General features: G+C 71.8%; 19 protein-coding genes and 4 pseudogenes. 9 read left to right on the top strand and 14 right to left on the bottom strand.

The features are described 5' to 3' along the window. Window positions 1-9 precede the first annotated feature (9 nt). On the bottom strand, window positions 10-1,320 hold the full coding sequence (locus tag IE142_RS16270; protein WP_191886435.1) for a geranylgeranyl reductase family protein: 1,311 nt from the start codon (window positions 1,318-1,320) through the stop codon (window positions 10-12). Between the two features lie 144 nt (window positions 1,321-1,464). Here IE142_RS16270 and IE142_RS16265 point away from each other — a divergent pair, with 144 nt between their 5' ends. Both IE142_RS16265 and IE142_RS16260 read left to right on the top strand, forming a co-directional pair. Beyond that, window positions 1,465-2,820: a dipeptidase gene (locus tag IE142_RS16265; protein WP_191886434.1), complete on the top strand. Its 1,356-nt coding sequence runs from the start codon at window positions 1,465-1,467 to the stop codon at window positions 2,818-2,820. A 77-nt stretch (window positions 2,821-2,897) separates the two neighbouring features. Beyond that, a pseudogene (locus tag IE142_RS16260) lies at window positions 2,898-3,603 on the top strand (MBL fold metallo-hydrolase). A gap of 2 nt (window positions 3,604-3,605) precedes the next feature. Here IE142_RS16260 and IE142_RS16255 read toward each other — a convergent pair. The 3 genes from IE142_RS16255 to IE142_RS16245 all read right to left on the bottom strand — a co-directional run bounded on the left by IE142_RS16255 (window position 3,606) and on the right by IE142_RS16245 (window position 6,195). Beyond that, window positions 3,606-4,649, bottom strand: coding sequence for an NUDIX hydrolase (locus IE142_RS16255; protein WP_191886433.1), 1,044 nt, complete (start codon window positions 4,647-4,649; stop codon window positions 3,606-3,608). A gap of 137 nt (window positions 4,650-4,786) precedes the next feature. Beyond that, entirely contained in the window at window positions 4,787-4,984 is a 198-nt protein-coding gene (locus tag IE142_RS16250) for a hypothetical protein (protein ID WP_191886432.1), read from the bottom strand. 257 nt (window positions 4,985-5,241) lie between these two features. Further along, window positions 5,242-6,195, bottom strand: a complete 954-nt coding sequence (locus IE142_RS16245) for an ROK family protein (protein WP_191886431.1) — start codon at window positions 6,193-6,195, stop codon at window positions 5,242-5,244. A 266-nt stretch (window positions 6,196-6,461) separates the two neighbouring features. Between IE142_RS16245 and IE142_RS16240 the strand changes: the two genes are divergently transcribed. Next, window positions 6,462-7,538 carry a LacI family DNA-binding transcriptional regulator gene (locus IE142_RS16240; protein WP_191886430.1) on the top strand — a complete coding sequence of 359 codons (1,077 nt, stop codon included), beginning with the start codon at window positions 6,462-6,464 and terminating at the stop codon, window positions 7,536-7,538. Between the two features lie 90 nt (window positions 7,539-7,628). After that, window positions 7,629-8,383: pseudogene (locus IE142_RS38760) on the top strand (hypothetical protein); the annotation flags it as partial. Here the strand turns inward: IE142_RS38760 and IE142_RS16235 are convergent. From IE142_RS16235 to IE142_RS16215, 5 genes are all read right to left on the bottom strand, one after another. After that, window positions 8,367-9,665, bottom strand: a complete 1,299-nt coding sequence (locus IE142_RS16235) for a DUF6986 family protein (RefSeq protein ID WP_191886429.1) — start codon at window positions 9,663-9,665, stop codon at window positions 8,367-8,369. The pseudogene IE142_RS38760 and the gene IE142_RS16235 overlap by 17 nt on opposite strands. Window positions 9,666-9,830: 165 nt before the next feature. Then, window positions 9,831-10,793 carry an electron transfer flavoprotein subunit alpha/FixB family protein gene (locus IE142_RS16230; RefSeq protein ID WP_191886428.1) on the bottom strand — a complete coding sequence of 321 codons (963 nt, stop codon included), beginning with the start codon at window positions 10,791-10,793 and terminating at the stop codon, window positions 9,831-9,833. 55 nt (window positions 10,794-10,848) lie between these two features. Beyond that, window positions 10,849-11,637 carry an electron transfer flavoprotein subunit beta/FixA family protein gene (locus IE142_RS16225; protein ID WP_191886427.1) on the bottom strand — a complete coding sequence of 263 codons (789 nt, stop codon included), beginning with the start codon at window positions 11,635-11,637 and terminating at the stop codon, window positions 10,849-10,851. 221 nt (window positions 11,638-11,858) lie between these two features. Further along, the gene (locus tag IE142_RS16220) at window positions 11,859-12,368 is read right to left on the bottom strand and encodes a flavin reductase family protein (protein WP_191886426.1); all 510 of its coding nucleotides are present in this window, start codon (window positions 12,366-12,368) and stop codon (window positions 11,859-11,861) included. Window positions 12,369-12,514: 146 nt separating this feature from the next. Then, complete coding sequence (locus IE142_RS16215; protein WP_043375774.1) at window positions 12,515-12,829, bottom strand: TlpA family protein disulfide reductase; 315 nt, start codon at window positions 12,827-12,829, stop codon at window positions 12,515-12,517. Window positions 12,830-13,202: 373 nt separating this feature from the next. On the opposite strand from IE142_RS16215, the gene IE142_RS16210 reads away from it, so the two are divergent. Beyond that, a complete protein-coding gene (locus IE142_RS16210; RefSeq protein WP_191886425.1) occupies window positions 13,203-13,931 on the top strand; it encodes a lysophospholipid acyltransferase family protein in 729 nt (242 codons plus the stop codon). A 9-nt stretch (window positions 13,932-13,940) separates the two neighbouring features. On the opposite strand, the gene IE142_RS16205 is transcribed toward IE142_RS16210, so the two are convergent. Further along, window positions 13,941-14,513: a transglutaminase-like domain-containing protein gene (locus IE142_RS16205; protein WP_191886424.1), complete on the bottom strand. Its 573-nt coding sequence runs from the start codon at window positions 14,511-14,513 to the stop codon at window positions 13,941-13,943. A gap of 80 nt (window positions 14,514-14,593) precedes the next feature. On the opposite strand from IE142_RS16205, the pseudogene IE142_RS36675 reads away from it, so the two are divergent. Beyond that, a pseudogene (locus IE142_RS36675) lies at window positions 14,594-14,851 on the top strand (TetR/AcrR family transcriptional regulator); the annotation flags it as partial. Window positions 14,852-14,853: 2 nt separating this feature from the next. Further along, a pseudogene (locus IE142_RS38755) lies at window positions 14,854-15,067 on the top strand (NF041680 family putative transposase); the annotation flags it as partial. Between the two features lie 112 nt (window positions 15,068-15,179). Here IE142_RS38755 and IE142_RS16200 read toward each other — a convergent pair. Genes IE142_RS16200 through IE142_RS16190 form a run of 3 tightly spaced genes read right to left on the bottom strand, consistent with a single transcriptional unit; the run spans window position 15,180 to window position 18,453 of the window. Continuing rightward, window positions 15,180-16,250 (bottom strand): threonine aldolase family protein, encoded by a 1,071-nt coding sequence (locus IE142_RS16200; protein ID WP_191886486.1) that lies wholly within the window; start codon window positions 16,248-16,250, stop codon window positions 15,180-15,182. Next, window positions 16,247-16,993 carry an SDR family NAD(P)-dependent oxidoreductase gene (locus tag IE142_RS16195; RefSeq protein ID WP_100049481.1) on the bottom strand — a complete coding sequence of 249 codons (747 nt, stop codon included), beginning with the start codon at window positions 16,991-16,993 and terminating at the stop codon, window positions 16,247-16,249. Before IE142_RS16195 ends, IE142_RS16200 begins: the two co-directional genes overlap by 4 nt. A gap of 56 nt (window positions 16,994-17,049) precedes the next feature. Next, a complete protein-coding gene (locus IE142_RS16190) occupies window positions 17,050-18,453 on the bottom strand; it encodes a DUF6421 family protein (RefSeq protein ID WP_191886423.1) in 1,404 nt (467 codons plus the stop codon). Window positions 18,454-18,680: 227 nt separating this feature from the next. On the opposite strand from IE142_RS16190, the gene IE142_RS16185 reads away from it, so the two are divergent. Further along, window positions 18,681-19,364 carry a glycerophosphodiester phosphodiesterase gene (locus tag IE142_RS16185; protein ID WP_191886422.1) on the top strand — a complete coding sequence of 228 codons (684 nt, stop codon included), beginning with the start codon at window positions 18,681-18,683 and terminating at the stop codon, window positions 19,362-19,364. Window positions 19,365-19,441: 77 nt separating this feature from the next. Here IE142_RS16185 and IE142_RS16180 read toward each other — a convergent pair whose 3' ends face one another. Further along, window positions 19,442-19,981, bottom strand: a complete 540-nt coding sequence (locus tag IE142_RS16180; protein WP_191886421.1) for a GNAT family N-acetyltransferase — start codon at window positions 19,979-19,981, stop codon at window positions 19,442-19,444. A gap of 75 nt (window positions 19,982-20,056) precedes the next feature. Here IE142_RS16180 and IE142_RS16175 point away from each other — a divergent pair, with 75 nt between their 5' ends. Further along, window positions 20,057-20,449 (top strand): VOC family protein, encoded by a 393-nt coding sequence (locus tag IE142_RS16175; protein ID WP_191886420.1) that lies wholly within the window; start codon window positions 20,057-20,059, stop codon window positions 20,447-20,449. Window positions 20,450-20,563 lie beyond the last annotated feature (114 nt).

Raw genomic sequence — 20,563 nt, 5'->3', positions numbered from 1 at the left:
AGGCGGCGCTCAGGTCCCGGCCTCGTCATCCGCGGGGCGCGCACCTCCCGCGTCCGGTGTGCCCGCACCCGTCTGCGCTCCCGCAGCGCCCGTCGGCTCCGCCGTGCCCGCGGGCCGGCGGTCCATCGCCGCCAGCGCGCGCTGGGCCAGCGGGTGGGCACGGACCAGCTCGCCCAGCGAGGTCGAGCCCTGCGTGATGTCCTTGAACGCCTTCCAGGCCGGGCGGAACCCGGTCAGGGCCGCGTGGAAGATTCCCGGACGACGCTCGAAGATCGCCAGCATCCGCTTGCCGACGCTCATCTCGACGCCGAGCCCCGCCTTGATGGCGAAGGCGTAGTTCAGGGCCTGCTTGCGCGCGTCCACGGCGTCGTGCGCCTCCGCGATCCGCACCGCCCACTCCCCCGCGAGCCGTCCTGAGCGCAACGCGAAGGAGATGCCCTCGCGAGTCCACGGCTCCAGGAGCCCCGCCGCGTCCCCGCAGACCAGGACCCGCCCGCGGGAGAGCGGCGAGTCGTCGGTGCGGCAGCGCGTCAGATGGCCCGAGGAGATGCTCGGTTCGAAGCCGGCGAGGCCAAGCCGGCCGACGAAGTCCTCCAGGTACCGCTTGGTCGCCGCGCCCTCGCCGCGCGCCGAGATCACACCGACAGTCAGCGTGTCGCCCTTGGGGAAGACCCAGCCGTAACTGCCCGGCATCGGCCCCCAGTCGATGAGGACCCGTCCCTTCCAGTCCTCGGCGACCGTGTCCGGCACCGGGATCTCCGCCTCCAGGCCGAGGTCGACCTGGTCTAGCTTCACCCCGACGTGCGCGCCTATCCGGCTGGCGCTGCCGTCCGCGCCGACGACCGCCCGGGCCAGCAGCGTCTCGCCGCCCTGGAGGACGACGGCGACCGTGCGCCGGTCCGGCACCGCCGACCCGTGCTGCTCCACCCGCGTCACGGTGGCCCCGGTGCGCAGCTCGGCACCCGCCTTCTGGGCGTGCTCGACGATCTGCTGGTCGAACTCGGGCCGGTTGATCAGCCCGAACAGCATCTGACGGGAGCGCCGGGTCCGGGTGAAGCGCCCGTTGTTCGAGAACGTCACCGCGTGCACGCGGTCCCGGAAGGGCAGCTCGAAGCCGGGCGGGAGGGTGTCGCGCGAGGGACCGATGATGCCGCCGCCGCACGTCTTGTAGCGGGGCAGCTCCGCCTTCTCCAGCAACAGCACGCGCCGCCCCGCGACCGCCGCCGCGTAGGCGGCCGAGGCTCCCGCCGGTCCCGCGCCCACCACGACCACGTCCCAGACCTGACGCGTGTCGTCCGCCGAAGAGTTCTCGCTGCTCACGATGGTCTACTGCTCCCAACAAACCGCATGCCGCACCTGACCCCCGCATCCTACGGCGGGCATCGCCGCAGGCCACTGTGGGAGGATCGGCCCACCAATCCCAGTACTCATCGGTACAACGTCGCACCTACAAGGAGCGTGCCCATGTCGTCGAATCCGGTCGCCGAGACCGTCTCCTCGCTGATGCCCAGGGCGAAGGAGGAGCTCACCGCGCTGGTGGCCTTCAAATCGGTGGCGGACTTCGACCAGTTCCCGCGCAGCGAGAGCGTGGGCGCCGCCAACTGGATCGCCGCCGCGCTGCGCGCCGAGGGCTTCCAGGACGTGGACCTGCTGGACACCCCGGACGGCACGCAGTCCGTGTACGGGTACCTTCCCGGGCCCGAGGGCGCCAGGACCGTCCTGCTCTACGCACACTACGACGTGCAGCCGCCGCTCGACGAGGCCGGTTGGGCGACCCCGCCGTTCGAGCTGACCGAGCGCGACGGCCGCTGGTACGGGCGCGGCGCCGCCGACTGCAAGGGCGGTGTGCTGATGCACCTGCTCGCGCTGCGCGCGCTGAAAGCGAACGGCGGCGTGCCGGTGCACGTCAAGTTCATCGCCGAGGGCTCGGAGGAGCAGGGCACGGGCGGTCTCGAGCGGTACGCCGAACAGCACCCCGAGTTGCTGGCCGCGGACACCGTCGTCATCGGCGACGCGGGCAACTTCCGGGCCGGGCTGCCGACGGTCACCTCGACGCTGCGCGGCATGACCCTGGTCCGCGTGAAGGTCGACACGCTCGAAGGGAACCTCCACTCCGGCCAGTTCGGCGGCGCGGCGCCCGACGCGCTGGCGGCCCTGATCCGCGTACTGGACTCGCTGCGCGCCGAGGACGGTTCGACGACCGTCGACGGCCTGGCGGCGGACAGCGCCTGGGAGGGCCTGGTTTACGACGAAGAACAGTTCCGCCGGGACGCGCGGGTGCTGGACGGCGTGGAACTGATCGGTTCGGGTGCGGTCGCCGACCGGATCTGGGCGCGTCCGGCCGTCACGGTGCTCGGCATCGACTGCCCGCCGGTCGTCGGCGCCACCCCGTCCGTGCAGGCGAGCGCCCGCGCGCTGATCAGCCTGCGGGTGCCGCCGGGTGTGGACGCCGCCGAGGCCACCAAGCTGCTCCAGGCCCACCTGGAGTCGCGCACACCGTGGGGTGCGCGGGTCGCCGTCGAGCAGATCGGCCAGGGCCAGGCCTTCCGCGCCGACACCGGCAGCCCGGCCTACCGGGCCATGGCTGACGCGATGGCGGTGGCGTACCCGGGCCAGGAGATGCAGTACGCCGGTCAGGGCGGCTCCATCCCGCTGTGCAACACCCTGGCGGCGCTGTACCCGCGGGCGGAGATCCTGCTGATCGGCCTGAGCGAGCCGGAGGCGCAGATCCACGCCGTCAACGAGAGCGTGTCCCCCGAGGAGCTGGAGCGGCTGTCGGTCGCGGAAGCGCTGTTCCTGCGCAACTACGCGGCGAGTTGAGCCGTCCGGCCCCGTTCGCGCTCTGCCGTCGGCGAAGGGGCCTCGCCACCGCGCGGGGCCCTGCCTACGGTCGTGCCATGGACGTCATCGAACTGCTCCCCCGCCTGCACCTGCTGCGCTTCCCGGTTGGGCCAGGCCTATCTGTGGCGCGACGGCGACGACCTGACGCTGATCGACGCCGGACCGGCCGGGTCCGGCGCGCGCATCGCCGCGTCGGCCGGTGCCGTCGGACGTGTACGGCGTGTCGTCCTCACCCACTTCCACGAGGACCACGTGGGCGGGGCGCGCGAGGTCGCCGCGCTCACCGGGGCGGCGGTGGTGGCGCACGCCGTGGAGGCGCCGGTCGTGCGGGGTGAGGTCGCGGGCCCGCAGCCCGTGTTCGAGCACTGGGAGCGGCCCCTGCACGAGAACGCCGTGCGGCTGCTTCCACAGGGCGGCTTCGACCGGCCGGAGCGGGTGACCGAGGTGTCGGACGGCGACGTCCTGGACTTCGGCGGCGGGGCGCGTGTGGTCCATGCACCGGGGCACACCGACGGAAGTATCGCGGTGCACCTCCCGCGACACGGGGTGCTGTTCACTGGGGACGCGGTCGCCGCGTCACCGGTCGACGGCGGTGTGATGCTCGGCGTGTTCAACGTCGACCGGGACCGGGCCGTCGATTCCTTCCGGCGCTTGGCGGACATCGACGCGGAGGTCGCCTGTTTCGGGCACGGGGACCCGGTGACCGGCGGGGCGGCACGCGCGCTGCGGGCCTCGGCGCGCACGTACGGGACGGTCGGCTGAGGTCAGCCGACCGGGGTGCCGGCCTCCAGATAGAGGGCCGCCCCGCGTTCCCGGGCCCGCAGCGCCCAGCGCAGCCGCTCGTACCGGACGGGGGGCAGCAGCCCGGCCGCCTCGTCCTCGGTGACGAAGCGCCAGCCGCGCAGTTCCGGGCCGGGCAGCAGGACCCGGTCGGCGACGCCGGAGTCGAGCCGGCCGCCGTCGAAGAGCAGCCGCAGGCCGCCGTAGCCGGGTGGCGCGGGCCGTTCCCAGTCGACGACGAGCAGCGCGGGTACGTCGTCGAGACTGATGCCGGTCTCCTCGGCGACCTCGCGCATCCCGGCACGGGCGGGTGCCTCGCCGGGTTCGACGACACCGCCGGGAAACTCCCAGCCGGGCTTGTAGGTGGGATCGACGAGCAGGACGCGGTCCTGCTCGTCGAAGAGCAGCACGCCGGCCGCGAGGGTCTCGGCGGTGGGTTCCGGCGTCTGCACGATGTCGCAGGCCGGAACGGAGCCGGTGCCGACGGCCTCGGCGATCCGGGCGGCGGCCTCGTACGGGGTGAGGGCGCCCGTGTCGACCGGGTGGGCGTCGGCGGTCAGCCAGGAGGCGAGGGCGGCCCGGTACGGCTCGATGTGGTCGTACGACCACTGCCGTACGCGCATCTCGCCGTCGGGCAGGCCCTCGGGTATGTCGCGGCCCGCTATCCGCTCGCGCAGGATCGTTTCCGCCGGGGCGAGCAGGATGTGCCGGACCGTGATCCGGCGGGCGGCGAGACCGCCGAAGATCTCGTCCCGGTACTCCTGACGCAACAGCGTCATGGGAACCACGAGGGTCCCGCCGAGCTCGGCGAGCATCGCGGCCGCCGTGTCGATGACCAGGCGGCGCCAGATCGGCAGGTCCTGGAAGTCGCCGACCTCGGCGAGACGTTTGGGCGGCAGCAGGTGTGCGAGTGCCCCGCCGACGACCTCGGGGTCGAAGAGTGTGCTGTTCGGGATCAGGTCGATCAGTTCCCGTGCGGTGGCGGTCTTTCCCGCACCGAACGCGCCGTTGATCCAGACGACGGTCACAGGTCCCCCTCTTCTTTGGCCCCCTGTGGCTTGCCCGCTCCACCCTGCCACGGAAACCAGGCCCAGTTGAGGGCGTACGACAGCGGCGCCGGCGCCCCCGGAGGGGCACCGGCGCCGTGTGTTCCGGGTGAGGCGTCTCAGCGGCCCGGCTGCCCGAGCGTGTCCTCGGCCACGGGCAGGTTGTCGACGGCGACGGTGTCCTCGACTGTGCTGACGGTGTCCTCCACGTCGAGTCCGAGGGGGAGTTCGGCCGGGGCGCCGTGGGACGGGCTGACGGCCGCCACGACGAATCCGGTGGCCAGGGATGCGATGGCGAGCATGCTGCGCTTCTTCATGCCTGCTTCAACTGCGCCGGGGCTCGGGGGTCACGGGTATGGAGCGGCGAACCGGCCGTGCCCGGACCGACCGGCCCCGGGGCACCGGAACTCAGGACCGGGACCGTACGGGCCAGGACCCGACCTCGCGCCTCGCCGGCGCCTGCGCCCAGGGGGCCGACGCGTGCTGCTCGGGACCGGATCGGCGGCAACGACCGGGCCGGGGCAGTCCACGCAGCACCGGCGTACGGTACGACCGGCCCGGGGCCGCGCACGGCTCAAACCCGTGCCGGGCTCGCGTCCGCGGTCCTGAAGAGGGCCGCCGCGGCCGCGCCCACCAGGCCCGCGTCCGTCCCCATCTGGGCGGGCACGACCGCCAGGCGCCGCACGAAGGACAGGGTCGCGTAGTCGGTCAGCGCCTTGCGCAGCGGGGCGAAGAGCACGTCACCCGCCTTGCCCACTCCCCCGCCGACCACGGCGATGTCGATCTCGACGAGGGTCGCGGTGGCGGCGATCCCGGCGGCCAGCGCCTGCGCGGCCCGTTCGAAGGAGGCCGCGGCGACGGGGTCACCCCGGCGCGCCGCGGCGGCCACCGAGGCGGCGGAGGTGTCGCCGTCCGGGCCCGGCCGCCAGCCCGCGTCGAGGGCGCGCCGCGCGATGTTGGGACCGCTCGCTATGCGTTCCACGCAGCCGCGCGCACCGCACGGGCAGGGATCGCCGTCCAGATCCACGCTGATGTGCCCGATGTGACCGGCGTTGCCGGTCGGGCCGGGGTGCGGCCGTCCGTTCAGGACGAGACCGCCGCCCACACCGGTGGAGACCACCATGCACAGCGCGTTGTCGTGCCCCCGCGCGGCGCCCTGCCAGTGCTCCGCCGCCGTGATCGCCACCCCGTCGCCGATCAGCTCGACGGGCAGGTCACCGACGGCCTCGCGGACCCGCCGGACGAGCGGGTACTCGCGCCAGCCCGGCACGTTCACCGGACTGACCGTGCCGGCGGAGGCGTCCACCGGGCCCGCGCTCCCGATGCCGACGGCTGTGGCCCGCCCCCACAGCGGCGACGCCGTCAACTCCCCGAGCACGGCCTCCACGGCCCCCATCACGGTGTCGCCGTCCTCCCGGGCGGGCGTGGCACGCTGCGCACGTGCCTGGATGCGGCCGTGGCCGTCCACCAACGCTCCGGCGATCTTGGTGCCGCCGATGTCCAGCGCTGCCACGAGGTTGGTGTGCATCAGAGTCGGATCTCCCCGTTGGACCGAAAAAGAATGAAAGAGCACGAACACGAGAGCGCACAGCAGACCGGTCCCCCGGTGGGGACGAGGACCGAAGAGTGCGTTGGACAGTGTCTCCCGCTTCTGACAACGTTGTCCAGGCTCTATGCTCGACGCCACATCCTCATACAAACGCACGACCGGTACATCCCCCGTGACACCGTGAGCACCGTGGCCACGGGTGGCGGACCGGGATCCCCGTGGACGACAGGAGCCGACGCTTTCCCGTGGACGACAGGACAGGACACCGCATCGTGCCCGACACGCCCCGCCGCGCAGACCGCATCCCCGGGAACCGCTACGGCAATCGCCCGACCATGAAGGACGTCGCCGCGCGGGCCGGGGTCGGCCTCAAGACCGTCTCCCGGGTGGTCAACGGGGAGGCGGGCGTCACCCCGGAGACCGAGCGGCGTGTCCAGGAGGCCATCGACGCGCTCGGCTTCCGGCGCAACGACAGCGCGCGGGTGCTCCGCAAGGGGCGTACCGCCAGCATCGGTCTGGTTCTGGAGGACCTGGCCGACCCCTTCTACGGGCCGCTCAGCCGTGCCGTGGAGGAGGTGGCCCGCGCCCACGGCGCCCTGCTGATCAACGGGTCCAGCGCCGAGGACCCGGACCGCGAGCAGGAACTGGTGCTGGCCCTGTGCGCACGGCGCGTCGACGGGCTGGTGGTGATCCCCGCCGGGGACGACCACCGCTACCTGGAGCCCGAACTCAAGGCCGGCGTCGCCACGGTGTTCGTGGACCGTCCGCCGGGGCGGATCGACGCGGACGTGGTGCTGTCCGACAACTACGGCGGCGCCCGCGACGGAGTGGCCCACCTCATCGCGCACGGTCACCGCAGGATCGGCTTCATCGGCGACATGCCCCGCATCCACACGGCCGCCGAGCGGCTGCGCGGCTACCAGGCGGCGATGGAGGACGCCGGGATACCGGTCAAGGACTCGTGGATGTCGCTGGGCGTCACCGACCCCGAGCGGGTGCGCCGGGCGGCCGAGGAGATGCTCGCCGACCCGCATCCGGTCACCGCGATCTTCACGGGCAACAACCGGGTGACGGTCACCGTGATCCGTGTCCTCGCCCAGCACGACCGCGGTGTTGCCCTCGTGGGCTTCGACGACATCGAGCTGGCCGACCTGCTCCAGCCGGGCGTCACCGTGGTCGCCCAGGACGCCGCGGCCCTCGGCCGTACCGCCGCCGAAAGGCTGTTCCGGCAGCTGGACGGCACCCTCCTCGCGCCCGAGCGCATCGAACTGCCGACCAGGCTGGTCACCCGGGGCTCGGGCGAGGTGCCGCCGGCGGACTGAGCGGCCGTGGCGGACGACCGTACGGACGCCGCGGACACGGACGCGTCGGCGTCCGGCGTGCCCGCGGGGACGGGCACCGGCGGCGAGGACCTGACGCTGCGGGTGCTCGGGCTGGACGGGGTGCCGCGCGAGCCGCTGACGTATCCGGGCGCGTGGCCACAGGAGTCCGAGGTGGAGGGGGACCGGCTGTCGTTACGAGGATCGGGTGCCCGTTTCGGCGATCGGAGCCTAACGGCAGTCCGGCCGGCTGCGGCACAAGGTGGCGGAGTTCGGCGTCGACTCCCCGATCCCGATGGTCAGGGCCCACGTCACCGGCCGGGACATCGGCGTCTCCGCCCATGTCAGCCGCATGGGCTGCCTGTCCGCCTCGCCGGTGCGCGTCCCGGGCGTCGTGCGGGAGCTGTTCGTGCTCTGGCTCGGCGCCGAGCGGCTCGCCGCGTTCGACGCGAGCGAGGGCGTGTCGATGGCATCCGGCAACCTCGACCGCGCTGGTTGCCCTCGCCCGACGTGCGCGTCGAGCCGGGCGACGGTGCTGCGCGGCGCGTACGCCTACGTCGACCACCACGGGGTCCTGCACGACGGCACCGGGACCCCGCGACGGCACCCGGGGCGAGCAGCGGCCGCCGAGCACCGACCTGCTGCGCGGATCGGCCCGGCTGCGGGAGCTGTTCGGGGTGACGCCCGAGGAGTTCTGCGCGCGGGCGCGGGCCGACCGGCGGTTGTGCGAGCGGGGGACGCGGCTGTTCGCCGAGGAGGAGCGGGTGACGGCGTCCGGCCTGGAACGCTACGTGGGCTCCGACCGGACGCCGGACGATGCGCTTTGGCCGCCTACTGCGCCGATGCCGTCAGGTCACCGCGCCGCGGGGCCGAGAAGACCTCCAGATCGGCGCGGGTCAGGCCGGTCAGCCGGGCGACCTCGCCGATGTCGAGGGCGCCGCAGTCCAGCCCGCGCAGCAGGTAGCCGCTGAGGGCCTTGGCGGTGGCGGGCTCGTCCATCACGTCGCCGCCGGTGCGGTTGGCGTACCGGGCCAGACGCGCGGCGGCCTGCTCGAAGCCCTCGCGGTAGAAGGCGAAGACGGCCGCGTACCGGGTCGGGATGTGACCGGGGTGCATGTCCCAGCCCTGGTAGTAGGCGCGGGCGAGGGCGCGGCGGGTGAGGCCGAAGTGCAGGCGCCAGGCGTCGTGGACCTTCTCGGTCGGGCCGACCGGCAGGACGTTGGTGGAGCCGTCGGAGACACGTACGCCGGTGCCGGCGGCGGCGACCTGCATGACGGCCTTGGCGTGGTCGGCGGCCGGGTGGTCGCTGGCCTGGTACGCCGCGGAGACGCCGAGGCAGGCGCTGTAGTCGAAGGTGCCGTAGTGCAGGCCGGTGGCGCGGCTCTCGGCGGCCTGGATCATGCGGGCGACGGCGGCCGTGCCGTCGGCGGCCAGGATGGACTGGCTGGTCTCGATCTGGATCTCGAAGCCGATCCGGCCGGGCTCCAGGCCGCGCGCCTTTTCGAAGGCCTCCAGGAGCCGGACCATGGCTGTGACCTGCTCGGGATACGTCACCTTGGGAAGGGTGAGGACCAGTCCGTCGGGCAGGCCGCCGGCCTCCATCAGGCCGCTGAGGAAGACGTCGAGGGTGCGGATGCCCCGGGCGCGCACGGGGGCCTCCATGCACTTCATGCGGATGCCCATGTACGGGGCGGCGGTGCCTTGTCGGTACGCCTCGGCGATCAGCCGGGCCGCGCGGGCCGCCGCCTCGTCCTCCTCGGCGTCGGAGCGGTTGCCGTAGCCGTCCTCGAAGTCGACGCGGAGGTCTTCGATCGGCTCGCGCTCCAGCTTGGCGCGCACGCGGCTGTACACCGGCTCGGCGAGGTCGTCGGTGAGCCCGAGGACGGCGGCGAAGGACGCGGCGTCGGGGGCGTGTTCGTCGAGGGCGGCGAGCGCGCGGTCGCCCCAGGAGCGGACGGTGTCGGCGGCGAAGACGTCGCCGGGGACGTAGACGGTGTGCACGGGCTGGCGGGTGCCCGGGTCTCCGGGGTAGCGGCGCTCCAGCTCCGCGTCGACCGGCGCGAGGGAGGCGCTGATCTCCTCGCCGACGGCGCCCGCGAGGCTCGTTGCCACCTTCTCCTGCTGACCCATCCCACACCCTCCTGAGTTCCATTTTTCCGCTGAACGGAATCGATAATCCGCACAGCGAAGTTATCTGTCGGCCTCCCACCGGTCAACACCATCCTGCGCAGACGCCGAGGCCCCCGCGACCACGGAGGGTCGCGGGGGCCTCGGCCGGGATTCCGACGGGGAAGCTCAGCCCTTGCGGGACTTGACTTCCTCGGTGAGCTGCGGGACGACGTCGAAGAGGTCGCCGACGACGCCGTAGTCGACCAGCTCGAAGATCGGGGCCTCGGCGTCCTTGTTGATCGCCACGATCGTCTTCGAGGTCTGCATGCCCGCGCGGTGCTGGATCGCGCCCGAGATGCCGGAGGCGATGTACAGCTGCGGCGAGACGGACTTGCCGGTCTGGCCGACCTGGTTGGTGTGCGGGTACCAGCCGGCGTCCACCGCGGCACGCGAGGCACCGACGGCCGCGCCGAGCGAGTCGGCGAGGGCCTCGATGATCGCGAAGTTCTCCGCGCCGTTGACGCCACGGCCGCCGGAGACCACGATCGCGGCCTCGGTCAGCTCCGGACGCCCGGTCGACTCGCGCGGCGTGCGCGCGGTGACCTTGGTGCCGGTCGCGGCGGCGGAGAAGGACACCGACAGGGCCTCGACCGCACCGGCGGCCGGGGCCGGCTCGACGGCCGCGCTGTTCGGCTTGACCGTGATGACCGGGGTGCCCTTGGCAACGCGGGACTTGGTGGTGAAGGCGGCGGCGAACACCGACTGCGTGGCCACCGGGCCTTCGTCACCGGCCTCCAGGTCGACGGCGTCGGTGATGATGCCCGAGCCCAGGCGCAGCGCCAGGCGGGCGGCGATCTCCTTGCCCTCGGCGGAGGACGGGACCAGCACGGCGGCCGGGGAGACGGCCTCGACGGCGGCCTGGAGGGCGTCCACCTTCGGCACGACCAGGTAGTCGGCGTACTCGGCGGCCTCGTGGGTCAGGACCTTCACCGCGCCGTGCTCGGCGAGGGCGGCGGCGGTGTCGGCGGCACCGGCACCCAGGGCGACGGCGACGGGCTCGCCGACTCGGCGGGCGAGGGTCAGCAGCTCCAGGGTGGGCTTGCGGACGGCACCGTCCACGTGGTCGACGTAGACGAGAACTTCAGCCATGGGACTTCTTCTCTCCTGCTTGCGAGATGTGAGGGGCGGTCGGCGAATCCGGAGCTCAGATGAACTTCTGGCCCGCGAGGAAGTCGGCGAGCTGCTTGCCGCCCTCGCCCTCGTCCTTGACGATGGTGCCCGCGGTGCGCGCCGGGCGCTCGGTCGCGGACTCGACCGTGGTGTACGCGTTCTCCAGACCGACCTCGTCCTCGTCGATGTCGAGGTCGGAGAGGTCCCAGGACTGAACCGGCTTCTTCTTGGCCGCCATGATGCCCTTGAAAGACGGGTAACGGGCCTCGCCGGACTGGTCGGTGACCGACACGACCGCCGGCAGGGAGGCCTCCAGCTGCTCGGTGGCGGCGTCGCCGTCGCGGCGCCCCTTCACGATGCCGCCCTCGACCGAGACCTCGGACAGCAGCGTCGCCTGCGGCACACCCAGGCGCTCCGCGAGCAGCGCCGGAACGACGCCCATGGTGCCGTCGGTGGAGGCCATGCCGGAGATCACCAGGTCGTAGCCGGCCTTCTCGACCGCCTTGGCCAGGACCAGGGAGGTGCCGATGGCGTCGGTGCCGTGCAGGTCGTCGTCCTCGACGTGGATCGCCTTGTCCGCGCCCATGGACAGCGCCTTGCGCAGCGCGTCCTTCGCGTCCTCCGGGCCCACCGTCAGTACGGTGATCTCCACGTCGTCGTCGGAGTTCTCCGAAATCTGCAGCGCCTGCTCGACCGCGTACTCGTCCAGCTCGGAGAGCAGACCGTCGACGTCGTCGCGGTCGACGGTCAGGTCATCGGCGAAGTGCCGGTCGCCAGTGGCGTCGGGCACGTACTTCACAGTGACAACGATCCTCAAGCTCACGCCGGCTCTCCTACTGCGTCGACATTTCAGTGCTGCCTCTTGCAGGCAGCATAGGCGCCCCAAGCGGCCGATCCCGGGCGGGGCGACCTGCGCTCCGCCCCGAGATATTACTCGTCAGTACACCCAGTTCATGCCCACTGAGCAAGCGCTTTGAACTGTGACCTTCGCAACGCAGCGTAACCGGAACTCGACCGCTTCGCAGAAGCCGTCCCGCTGAGCGGTCAGTCGCGCAGGCCGCTGTAACGCCCCTGGTGGTACAGCAGCGGGCGGCCCGCGCCCGTGGGGTCGCCGAGCAGCACCTCGGCCAGCACGACGCGGTGGTCGCCCGCGGGCACGCGGGCGACCACCCGGCACACGAGCCAGGCGAGGACGTCGTCCAGTACCGGAACGCCCTCGGGGCCCTCACGCCAGGCCGTGGGCGCCGCGAAGCGGTCCGCGCCGCTGCGGGCGAAGGTGGCGGCCAGGTCCTCCTGGTGCTCGCCGAGCACGTGGACGCCGACGTACTCGGCCTCGGACACCGTCGGCCAGCTGGAGGAGCCGGTACCGATGCCGAAGGAGAGCAGCGGCGGCTCGGTGGAGACGGAGGTGAGGGAGGTGGCGGTGAAGCCGGCCGGGCCGGTGTCCCCGCGCGCGGTGATCACCGCGACGCCCGCCGCGTGCCGCCGGAAGACGGACCGCAGCAGGTCGGCGGTGGCGAGCGGCGACGCGGTGAGGCCGGGTGTGGCCGACATGGGGGAAGTCCTTCTGCGTTGCACCTCGGTCCGCGGAGCGGGGAGCGAGGCCCTGTGGGCAGGCTGACGACGGGTGGCACACACAGTCAAATACGTCCCGGGATGTCGAAGCTGTGGAGAACGCCTCATGGTCGGCATGACGGTCGTCACACCGCTTCGCCCAGCGCGGCGATCACATCCGCCTTGCGTGGCTGCCCGACGGCACGCCGTACGACACGGCCGTCGGCGTCGAGGACCAGCACGGTCGGGGTCTTGAGCACACCGAGCGCGCGGACCAGTTCCAGGCGGGCCTCGGCGTCGATCTCGACGTGAGCGACACCGGGGACCATGCGGGCCACCTCGCCCAGAACCCGCCGGGTGGCACGGCAGGGGGCACAGAAGGCGGTGGAGAACTGCACGAGCGTGGCGCGCGCGCCCAGGTCCACGCCCAGCTCGGCAGCGTCGAGCCGTCGGCCGGGCACGCCGCCTCGCGGGTCGGACCCGCCGGGCCGCGGGCCGGGAGGGGGGTCGAAACTCCTGTCGTCCTGCCCGTGCACCCGCGCCCTCGTTCCGCCGCCAGAGGGCGGCACTCATGGGCACGCCTCACACGTGCCACCTGTTCCGTTCGTCCAGCGTTTCAGCGCTCAAGGGCCGATGGAGATTCCCGGTCCACCGTCGCGTTTCGGCCACACAACGGCCGGTGACGTGATGAGGATCTCGCCACGGACGGGCACCAAGGCTGGTACACCGGCCGTTCTTGGGGCACGATCTGCGACGAAGCCGTAAACCTACGGCTGCGTAACTTTCGACTGGGAGCCCGCTTCCCAGGCCGACAAGGAAGGGTTCGACCCGCCCATGGCAGAACTCGTCTACCGCCCGGTGATCGGTCTCGCCCGCACCCTGTTCAAGGTGTGGGATCTCAAGATCGACTGCCAGGGATCGGAGAACATCCCGCGCTCGGGCGGCGCCGTGCTGGTGAGCAACCACATCAGCTACCTGGACTTCATCTTCGACGGCCTGGCGGCGCTGCCGCAGAAGCGGCTCGTGCGGTTCATGGCGAAGGAGTCGGTGTTCCGCCACCGGGTCTCGGGGCCGCTGATGCGCGGCATGAAGCACATCCCGGTCGACCGCAAGCAGGGCGAGGCCGCGTACGCGCACGCCCTGGACTCGCTGCGGTCCGGTGAGATCGTCGGGGTCTTCCCGGAGGCCACGATCTCCGAGTCGTTCACGCTGAAGAGCTTCAAGTCGGGCGCCGCCCGGCTGGCGCAGGAGGCCGGTGTCCCGCTGGTCCCGATGGCCGTGTGGGGTACGCAGCGACTGTGGACCAAGGGACACCCGCGCAACTTCAAGCGCAGCCACATTCCGATCACGATCCGGGTCGGCGAGGCGATCGAGGCCTCCCGTGAGCAGTATGCGGGCGCCATCACCCGCCGGCTGCGCGAGCGGGTGCAGGAGCTGCTGGAGGCTGCCCAGCGCGCCTACCCGGTACGCCCGAAGGGCGCGGACGACACCTGGTGGATGCCGGCCCACCTAGGCGGCACCGCCCCCACGCCGGAGCAGGTGCGCACCGCCGAGGCGCACTGATCCCGCGCCTCAGAGCGCGGCCGGGAGCGTCGCCCACAGGTGCGGGCGGTCGACGGCCGCCTTCAAGACCTCCAGCACGGCCGGATGCGGCGCGGCGTACAGCTCCGGACAGTCCGTCTCGCCCGCCTCGCGGTCCGGCGTGAAGGCCAGCCGCTCCCGTCCCAGGGAGAACTGCGCGTCCACGCCGGGCTTGTTGCCGCGCGGGTCCTGCCGGTGCCACGCCCCGTCGAACCGTACGGCGACCAGCCCGTGCACCACGTCGAAGCGCTGGTAACACAGGGCTGTCGGAATGTCCTCGGCCCGCAGCAGCGCGGTCAGCGCGTGGGCCTTGGCGTAGCAGATGCCGGTGCGCTGCTCCAGGACGTCGGAGGCCCGCCAGGTGACGCGCGGATCGCCGGAGTCCTGCGAGTGCGGGATGGTGTCGCGCACGAGCTCGAAGGCCAGCCGCGCATAGGCATACGAATCCTCCGCCTCCCTGGCGAGCCTTGCGGCCACTTCCCGCACCCGCGGATGGTCATGGTCGATGGCCTCGTCGACCGCCAGGTAGGCGGAGAGGTCAGGGGTCTTCTGGATCAGCTCCATGATCGCAGAGCATAGGAAAGCGAACACCCGAGCGTCAATACTTTTTCGATTGATTGCATACTTATGCAGTTAGCAAGCCGCTTCCGCGGGCGACCGGCCTGAACCGCAGCTCGATCTACTCCTCGCGCGGCGACAAGGACACGCTGCTCCCGCTTGCTGCCTGGACCGCTACACCGCGTGCTACGGCGGCAAGAACGGCCGCTGCGTCGTGCATCGCCGATCCCGGGCTGCCCGACGGATGCCTGATCGCCCAGTCGGCCATGGCGATTCCGGCACTGAGCCCGGCCGTCGCGGAGCACGCCAGGCAGGCGCTCGGCCTCCAGCGCATGCGGCTGCGCGAACGCCCGCTCGTGTCCGCCGCGACTTTCGGCACATCCGCCCGACAGCCGCCTGCCCCGCCGCAGCACCGAAACCCACCCGCCCCGGGCCCGGACGTCCTCCCGGACGAGAGGACACCCGGCCCACCGGCGCCATGACGTCCGCACGCCCGCAGAACGGGCAGCACCACGTCCCGGAACAAGAAGGCGACCAACCCACGACCCCGCCGCACAGGTAAGAGGTCAGGTCAGGTACGGAGCAGTGAGGCATGGATGCGGGTGATGGCCCGCAGCACCTCGTCACGGTTCTTGGCCTGCTGCATCCATGAGGTGCTCCCCCAGCATCCCCCTAGCGCGCCATCTCCTCCTTGAGGGCGGCGACGAACGCGTCGACGTCGTCCGCGGTGGTGTCGAAGGCGCACATCCAGCGCACGTCGCCCGCGGCCTCGTCCCAGAAGTAGAAGCGGAACCGCTTCTGCAGGCGCTCGCTCACCTCGTGCGGCAGCCGGGCGAAGACGGCGTTGGCCTGCACCGGGTACAGGATCTCCACGCCGTGCACGGCGCGCACGCCCTCGGCCAGGCGCTGGGCCATCTCGTTGGAGTGCCGGGCGTTGCGCAGCCACAGGTCCTTGGCGAGCAGCGCCTCCAGCTGCACCGACACGAAACGCATCTTCGAGGCGAGCTGCATGGACAGCTTGCGCAGGTGCTTCATGTGGCGCACCGCGTCCTGGTTGAGGACCACGACCGCCTCGCCGAACAGGGCGCCGTTCTTGGTGCCGCCGAAGGAGAGGAGGTCCACGCCGACCGCGTTGGTGAACGTCCGCATGGGCACGTCCAGGGATGCGGCGGCGTTGGCTATCCGGGAGCCGTCCAGGTGCACTTTCATGCCGTGCGCGTGGGCGTGCTCGCAGATGGCACGGATCTCGTCCGGCGTGTAGAGGGTGCCGAGCTCCGTGCTCTGGGTGATCGAGACGACCTGCGGCATCGCGCGGTGCTCGTCGTCCCAGCCGTACGCCTGCCGGTCGATCAGGTCCGGCGTGAGCTTGCCGTCCGGGGTGGGGACGGTGAGCAGCTTCAGGCCGCCCACGCGCTCGGGTGCGCCGCCCTCGTCGACGTTGATGTGCGCGCTCTCGGCGCAGATCACCGCGCCCCAGCGGTCGGTGACCGCCTGGAGCGCGACGACGTTGGCGCCGGTGCCGTTGAAGACCGGGAACGCCTCGGCGCCCGAGCCGAAGTGGCTGCGGATCACACGCTGGAGGTTCTCGGTGTACTCGTCCTCGCCGTACGCGACCTGATGCCCGCCGTTGGCCAGGGCCAGGGCGGCGAGCACCTCGGGGTGCGCGCCGGCGTAGTTGTCACTGGCGAAACCGCGGACATCGGGGTCGTGGTGGCGACGCGCGTCGGTCTTCCGGGGGTTCACGGCTTCTCGGTCAGCCACAGACGGTTTCCGTTCACTTCAGCGGCGGGCTTCTCCCAGACTCCGGCGACCGCCTCGGCCAGGTCCTTGACGTCCGTGAAGCCCGCGAACTTCGCGTTGGGGCGCTCGGCGCGCATCGCGTCGTGCACCAACGCCTTGACCACCAGGATCGCAGCCGCCGACGTCGGCCCCTGCTCGCCCCCCGCCTTGCGGAAGTAGTCCGCCATGGCCAGCGTCCACGCCTCGGATGCGGCCTTGGCCGCGGAGTAGGCGGCGTTGCCCGCGGTGGGCTTGGACGCGCCGGCTGCGCTGATCAGGACGTAGCGGCCGCGGTCGCTGCGCTGGAGCGCCTCGTGGAAGGCGAGGGAGGTGTGCTGCACGGTGCGGATCAGCAGCTTCTCCAGGAGGTCCCAGTCGCCCAAATCGGTCTTGGTGAAGGTCTGGCTGCCGCGCCAGCCGCCGACGAGGTGGACCAGGCCGTCGACCCGGCCGTAGTCCTTCTCGATGCGGTCGGCCCAGGCGCGGGTGGAGTCGAGGTCGAGCAGGTCGACCTTCTCCCCGGTGACGGTGGCGCCGCCGTGGGCGTAGCGCGCCGCGTCGACCGCCTCCGCCAGCCGCTCCGGGTCGTTGTCCGAGCCGACGACCGTCGCACCCGCCTCGGCGAGCCGCAGCAGCGCGGCCCGTCCGGCGGGTCCGCCCGCCCCTGCCACCGCGATCACCGCGCCGTCGAGCGCCCCGTTCCCCATGGTCCTCGCCTCCCGAGCCTGTTGCCGTGCCTGTTCCTGCCCGCCGGTGCCGTCGCTCACGCGGCGACCCGCTCGGCGTCGTCCGCCGAGGCCGTGATGCCCTTGGTGGAGGCGATCACGTTCTTCAGCTTCTTGGACAGGGCCTCATAGAACATGCTCAGCGGAAACTCGTCCGGGAGCACGTCGTCGACGAGTTTGCGCGGCGGCAGGGTCAGGTCCAGGGCGTCGGGGCCCTTGGCCCACTTCGAGCCCGGGTGCGGGGCGAGGTAGGTGGAGACCAGCTCGTAGCCGGCGAACCAGTGGACGAGCTTGGGGCGGTCGATGCCGTCCCGGTAGAGCGTCTCGATCTCGGCGCACAGCTGGTTGGTGACCTGCGGGGCACGCTGCCAGTCGATGAAGAGCTTGTTGTCGGTCCAGCGCACGACGTCGTGCTTGTGCAGGTACGCGAAGAGGAGCTGTCCGCCCAGACCGTCGTAGTTGCGCACGCGCTCGCCGGTGACCGGGAAGCGGAACATCCGGTCGAAGAGGACCGCGTACTGCACGTCGCGGGCCTGCGGGACGCCGTCGGCCTCCAGCTTCACGGCCTCCTTGAAGGCGGTGAGGTCGCAGCGCAGCTCCTCCAGGCCGTACATCCAGAACGGCTGGCGCTGCTTGATCATGAACGGGTCGAAGGGCAGGTCGCCGTGGCTGTGGGTGCGGTCGTGGACCATGTCCCACAGGACGAAGGCCTCTTCGCAGCGCTTCTGGTCGTGGACCATCGCGGCGACGTCCTCGGGCAGTTCCAGGCCCAGGATACCGACGGCGGCGTCGGTGACGCGTCGGAAGCGGGCGGCCTCGCGGTCGCAGAAGATGCCGCCCCAGGAGAAGCGCTCGGGTGCCTCGCGCACGGCGATGGTCTCCGGGAAGAGGACGGCGGAGTTGGTGTCGTAGCCGGCCGTGAAGTCCTCGAAGGTGATGCCGCAGAAGAGCGGGTTGTCGTAGCGGGTGCGCTCCAGCTCGGCCAGCCAGTCGGGCCAGACCATGCGCAGGACGACCGCCTCGAGGTTGCGGTCCGGATTGCCGTTCTGCGTGTACATCGGGAAGACGACCAGGTGCTGGAGACCGTCCGCGCGGTTCGCGGCGGGCTGGAAGGCCAGCAGCGAGTCGAGGAAGTCGGGCACCTGGAAGCCGCCGTCGGCCCAGCGGCCGAGGTCCCGCACCAGTGCCTCGTGGTAGGCGCGGTCGTGCGGGAGCAGCGGGGACAGCTCCTCGACGGCACCGGCGACGCGGCGTACGGCGTCCTCGGCGACGGTCCGCTCGGGGGCGCCCTCGGCGTCGAAGTCGATCGACCCGTCCTTGCACTGCCAGGGCCGGATGCGTTCCACGGCATCCTTGAGCACGGGCCACGCCGGGTGCTCAACCACCCTGCTCACCGGAGGAACCTTCCCCTCCGCACCCACCTGCACAAGAATTTCCGTCATGTCCCATCCTTCACTGGAGAAGCTTGCGTCGGGACACCGTAGGCATACGAGGTTTCCCCGTTCAAGGGGAGTCTCCGTAAATTATCCTGCCGCACCCCACGGTTCACCGCACTTTTTCCTGTGGGACGCCGGATTCCGGATACCCAGCGCGGCAGAGGGGAAACGGTCCCGCAGGGCCGTTAGGCTGCGCCCTGCCATCGCCGCCGTCTACGGAAGCGAGTCGAGCCTTGAACTTCCTCACCATCGGTCACCGCGGAGCGATGGGTGTCGAACCCGAGAACACCCTGCGTTCCTTCGTCGCCGCCGAGCAGGCCGGCCTCGACGTCGTCGAACTGGACCTGCACCTGAGCAAGGACGGTGCGCTCGTGGTCATGCACGACGCGGACGTGGACCGCACCACGGACGGCACGGGCGCGATCGCCGACAAGACCCTGGAGGAGCTGCGGTCGCTGGACGCCGGCCGCGGGGAGCGGATCCCGGTCTTCGAGGAGGTTCTGGACGCGATCTCGGCGCCGTTGCAGGCCGAGATCAAGGACGTGGCGGCCGCTCGCACGCTCGCCGAGGTGATGCTGCGGCGGGACCTGGTGGACCGGGTGGAGGTCATCTCGTTCCACGACGAGGCGATCGTCGAGATCGCGCGGCTGGTGCCGGGGGTGCGGACCGCGCTGGTCGCGCAGTACTACGGTCCCGAGGTCGTGGACCGGGCCGTGGCGGCCGGTGCCGGGGCCCTGTGCCTGGACATCAACCGGATCACACTGGAGATCGTCGAGAAGGCCCGCAAGTCGGGCCTGAGGGTCTTCTCCTGGACTGTGAACACCCAGGACCAGCTGCGCCTGGTGCGCGCCCTGGGTCTCGACGGCGCGACGACCGACTTCCCCGAGATCAAGCGCACCGGCCGCTTCACGGCCTGAGCGGCCAGGACCGCTCCACGGCCTACGGCCTGTGCGGCCAGGTCCAGCCGCACGGTCCGCGAGCGGCCGGGCGCGCGTCACACCAGCGGCTTGACCAGCAGCTCGAACTGCAGGTCGTCCCGCTGCGGAATCCCGAAGCGCTCGTCGCCGTACGGGAACGGGCTCATCTCTCCCGTACGGCGGTAACCGCGGCGCTCGTACCAGGCGATGAGGTCCTCGCGCACGGAGATCACGGTCATGTGCATCTCCGTGACGTCCCACGCCTCGCGGGACCGCCGCTCCGCCTCCGCGATGATCGCCTTGCCCAGGCCCGCGCCCTGGAGCGCCGGGCTGACGGCGAACATCCCGAAGTAGGCGTGCGCACCACGGTGCTCGAGCTGGCAGCAAGCCACGACCACGCCGTCCCGCTCGACCGTCAGCAGGCAACCGTCCGGTGACTTGATCACCTCCAGGACGCCTTCCGGGTCCGTGCGCTGTCCCTGGAGGATGTCCGCCTCGGTGGTCCACCCGGCCCGGCTGGCGTCGCCCCGGTACGCGGACTCTATGAGCGCCACGATCTCGTCCACGTCGGCGTCGGTGGCGTCGCGGTAGGTCAGTCGGCCGGTGGTGGTGTCCATGGGGGCGTCTCCGGTTCGTGCTCGGGCGCGGCGGGGGTACCGAAGAGAGTAACGCTGCCGCTAACCTCGGTCCGCATGGTGCATGTACTCAGCAGCCGGACCCTGCTCCGTCCCACCGACCCCGACCGCTCCCGGGCCTTCTACGGCGGACAGCTCGGCCTGGCCGTCCACCGGGAGTTCGGCACCGGGCCGGAGCGGGGGACCGTGTACTTCCTCGGCGGCGGTTTCCTGGAGGTCTCCGGCCGGGCCGAGGCTCCCCTGACACCGGCCCTCAAGCTGTGGCTCCAGGTCGAGGACGCTGCCGCGGCCCACGAGGAGCTGCGCGCGAAGGGCGTCGACATCGTACGGCCGCCGGTCCAGGAGCCGTGGGGGCTGGTGGAGATGTGGATCGCGGACCCGGACGGCACACAGATCGTGCTGGTGGAGATTCCGGCGGGCCATCCGCTGCGCTACCGGCCGGGAATCTGAGCCACCGGGGCGGTACCGGCGGCCACCGGGGCGGTGCCGCCCGGATGGCCGCGGTCCGGACCCGGCCTTAGCGTGCTGGAGGAGGACGAGGTCCCGGCCGAGCGGAAGGACGCC

The organism is Streptomyces mutabilis (genome assembly GCF_014649815.1).
Taxonomy (GTDB): Bacteria; Actinomycetota; Actinomycetes; order Streptomycetales; family Streptomycetaceae; genus Streptomyces; species Streptomyces mutabilis.
Note: the sequence above shows the minus strand (reverse complement) of the source record. Positions and strands in the feature narration are given on the sequence as shown.

Excerpts from the sequence above, each read along its gene's own strand:
- IE142_RS16220 (WP_191886426.1), bottom strand. The coding sequence starts at position 12,368 with ATGTCGGCCACACCCGGCCTCACCGCGTCGCCGCTCGCCACCGCCGAC.
- IE142_RS16245 (WP_191886431.1), bottom strand. The coding sequence starts at position 6,195 with ATGCACACCAACCTCGTGGCAGCGCTGGACATCGGCGGCACCAAGATC.
- IE142_RS16190 (WP_191886423.1), bottom strand. The coding sequence starts at position 18,453 with ATGACGGAAATTCTTGTGCAGGTGGGTGCGGAGGGGAAGGTTCCTCCG.
- IE142_RS16265 (WP_191886434.1), top strand. The coding sequence starts at position 1,465 with ATGTCGTCGAATCCGGTCGCCGAGACCGTCTCCTCGCTGATGCCCAGG.
- IE142_RS16205 (WP_191886424.1), bottom strand. The coding sequence starts at position 14,513 with ATGGAGCTGATCCAGAAGACCCCTGACCTCTCCGCCTACCTGGCGGTC.
- IE142_RS16180 (WP_191886421.1), bottom strand. The coding sequence starts at position 19,981 with ATGGACACCACCACCGGCCGACTGACCTACCGCGACGCCACCGACGCC.
- IE142_RS16210 (WP_191886425.1), top strand. The coding sequence starts at position 13,203 with ATGGCAGAACTCGTCTACCGCCCGGTGATCGGTCTCGCCCGCACCCTG.
- IE142_RS16175 (WP_191886420.1), top strand. The coding sequence starts at position 20,057 with ATGGTGCATGTACTCAGCAGCCGGACCCTGCTCCGTCCCACCGACCCC.
- IE142_RS16235 (WP_191886429.1), bottom strand. The coding sequence starts at position 9,665 with ATGGGTCAGCAGGAGAAGGTGGCAACGAGCCTCGCGGGCGCCGTCGGC.
- IE142_RS16250 (WP_191886432.1), bottom strand. The coding sequence starts at position 4,984 with ATGAAGAAGCGCAGCATGCTCGCCATCGCATCCCTGGCCACCGGATTC.
- IE142_RS16195 (WP_100049481.1), bottom strand. The coding sequence starts at position 16,993 with ATGGGGAACGGGGCGCTCGACGGCGCGGTGATCGCGGTGGCAGGGGCG.
- IE142_RS16230 (WP_191886428.1), bottom strand. The coding sequence starts at position 10,793 with ATGGCTGAAGTTCTCGTCTACGTCGACCACGTGGACGGTGCCGTCCGC.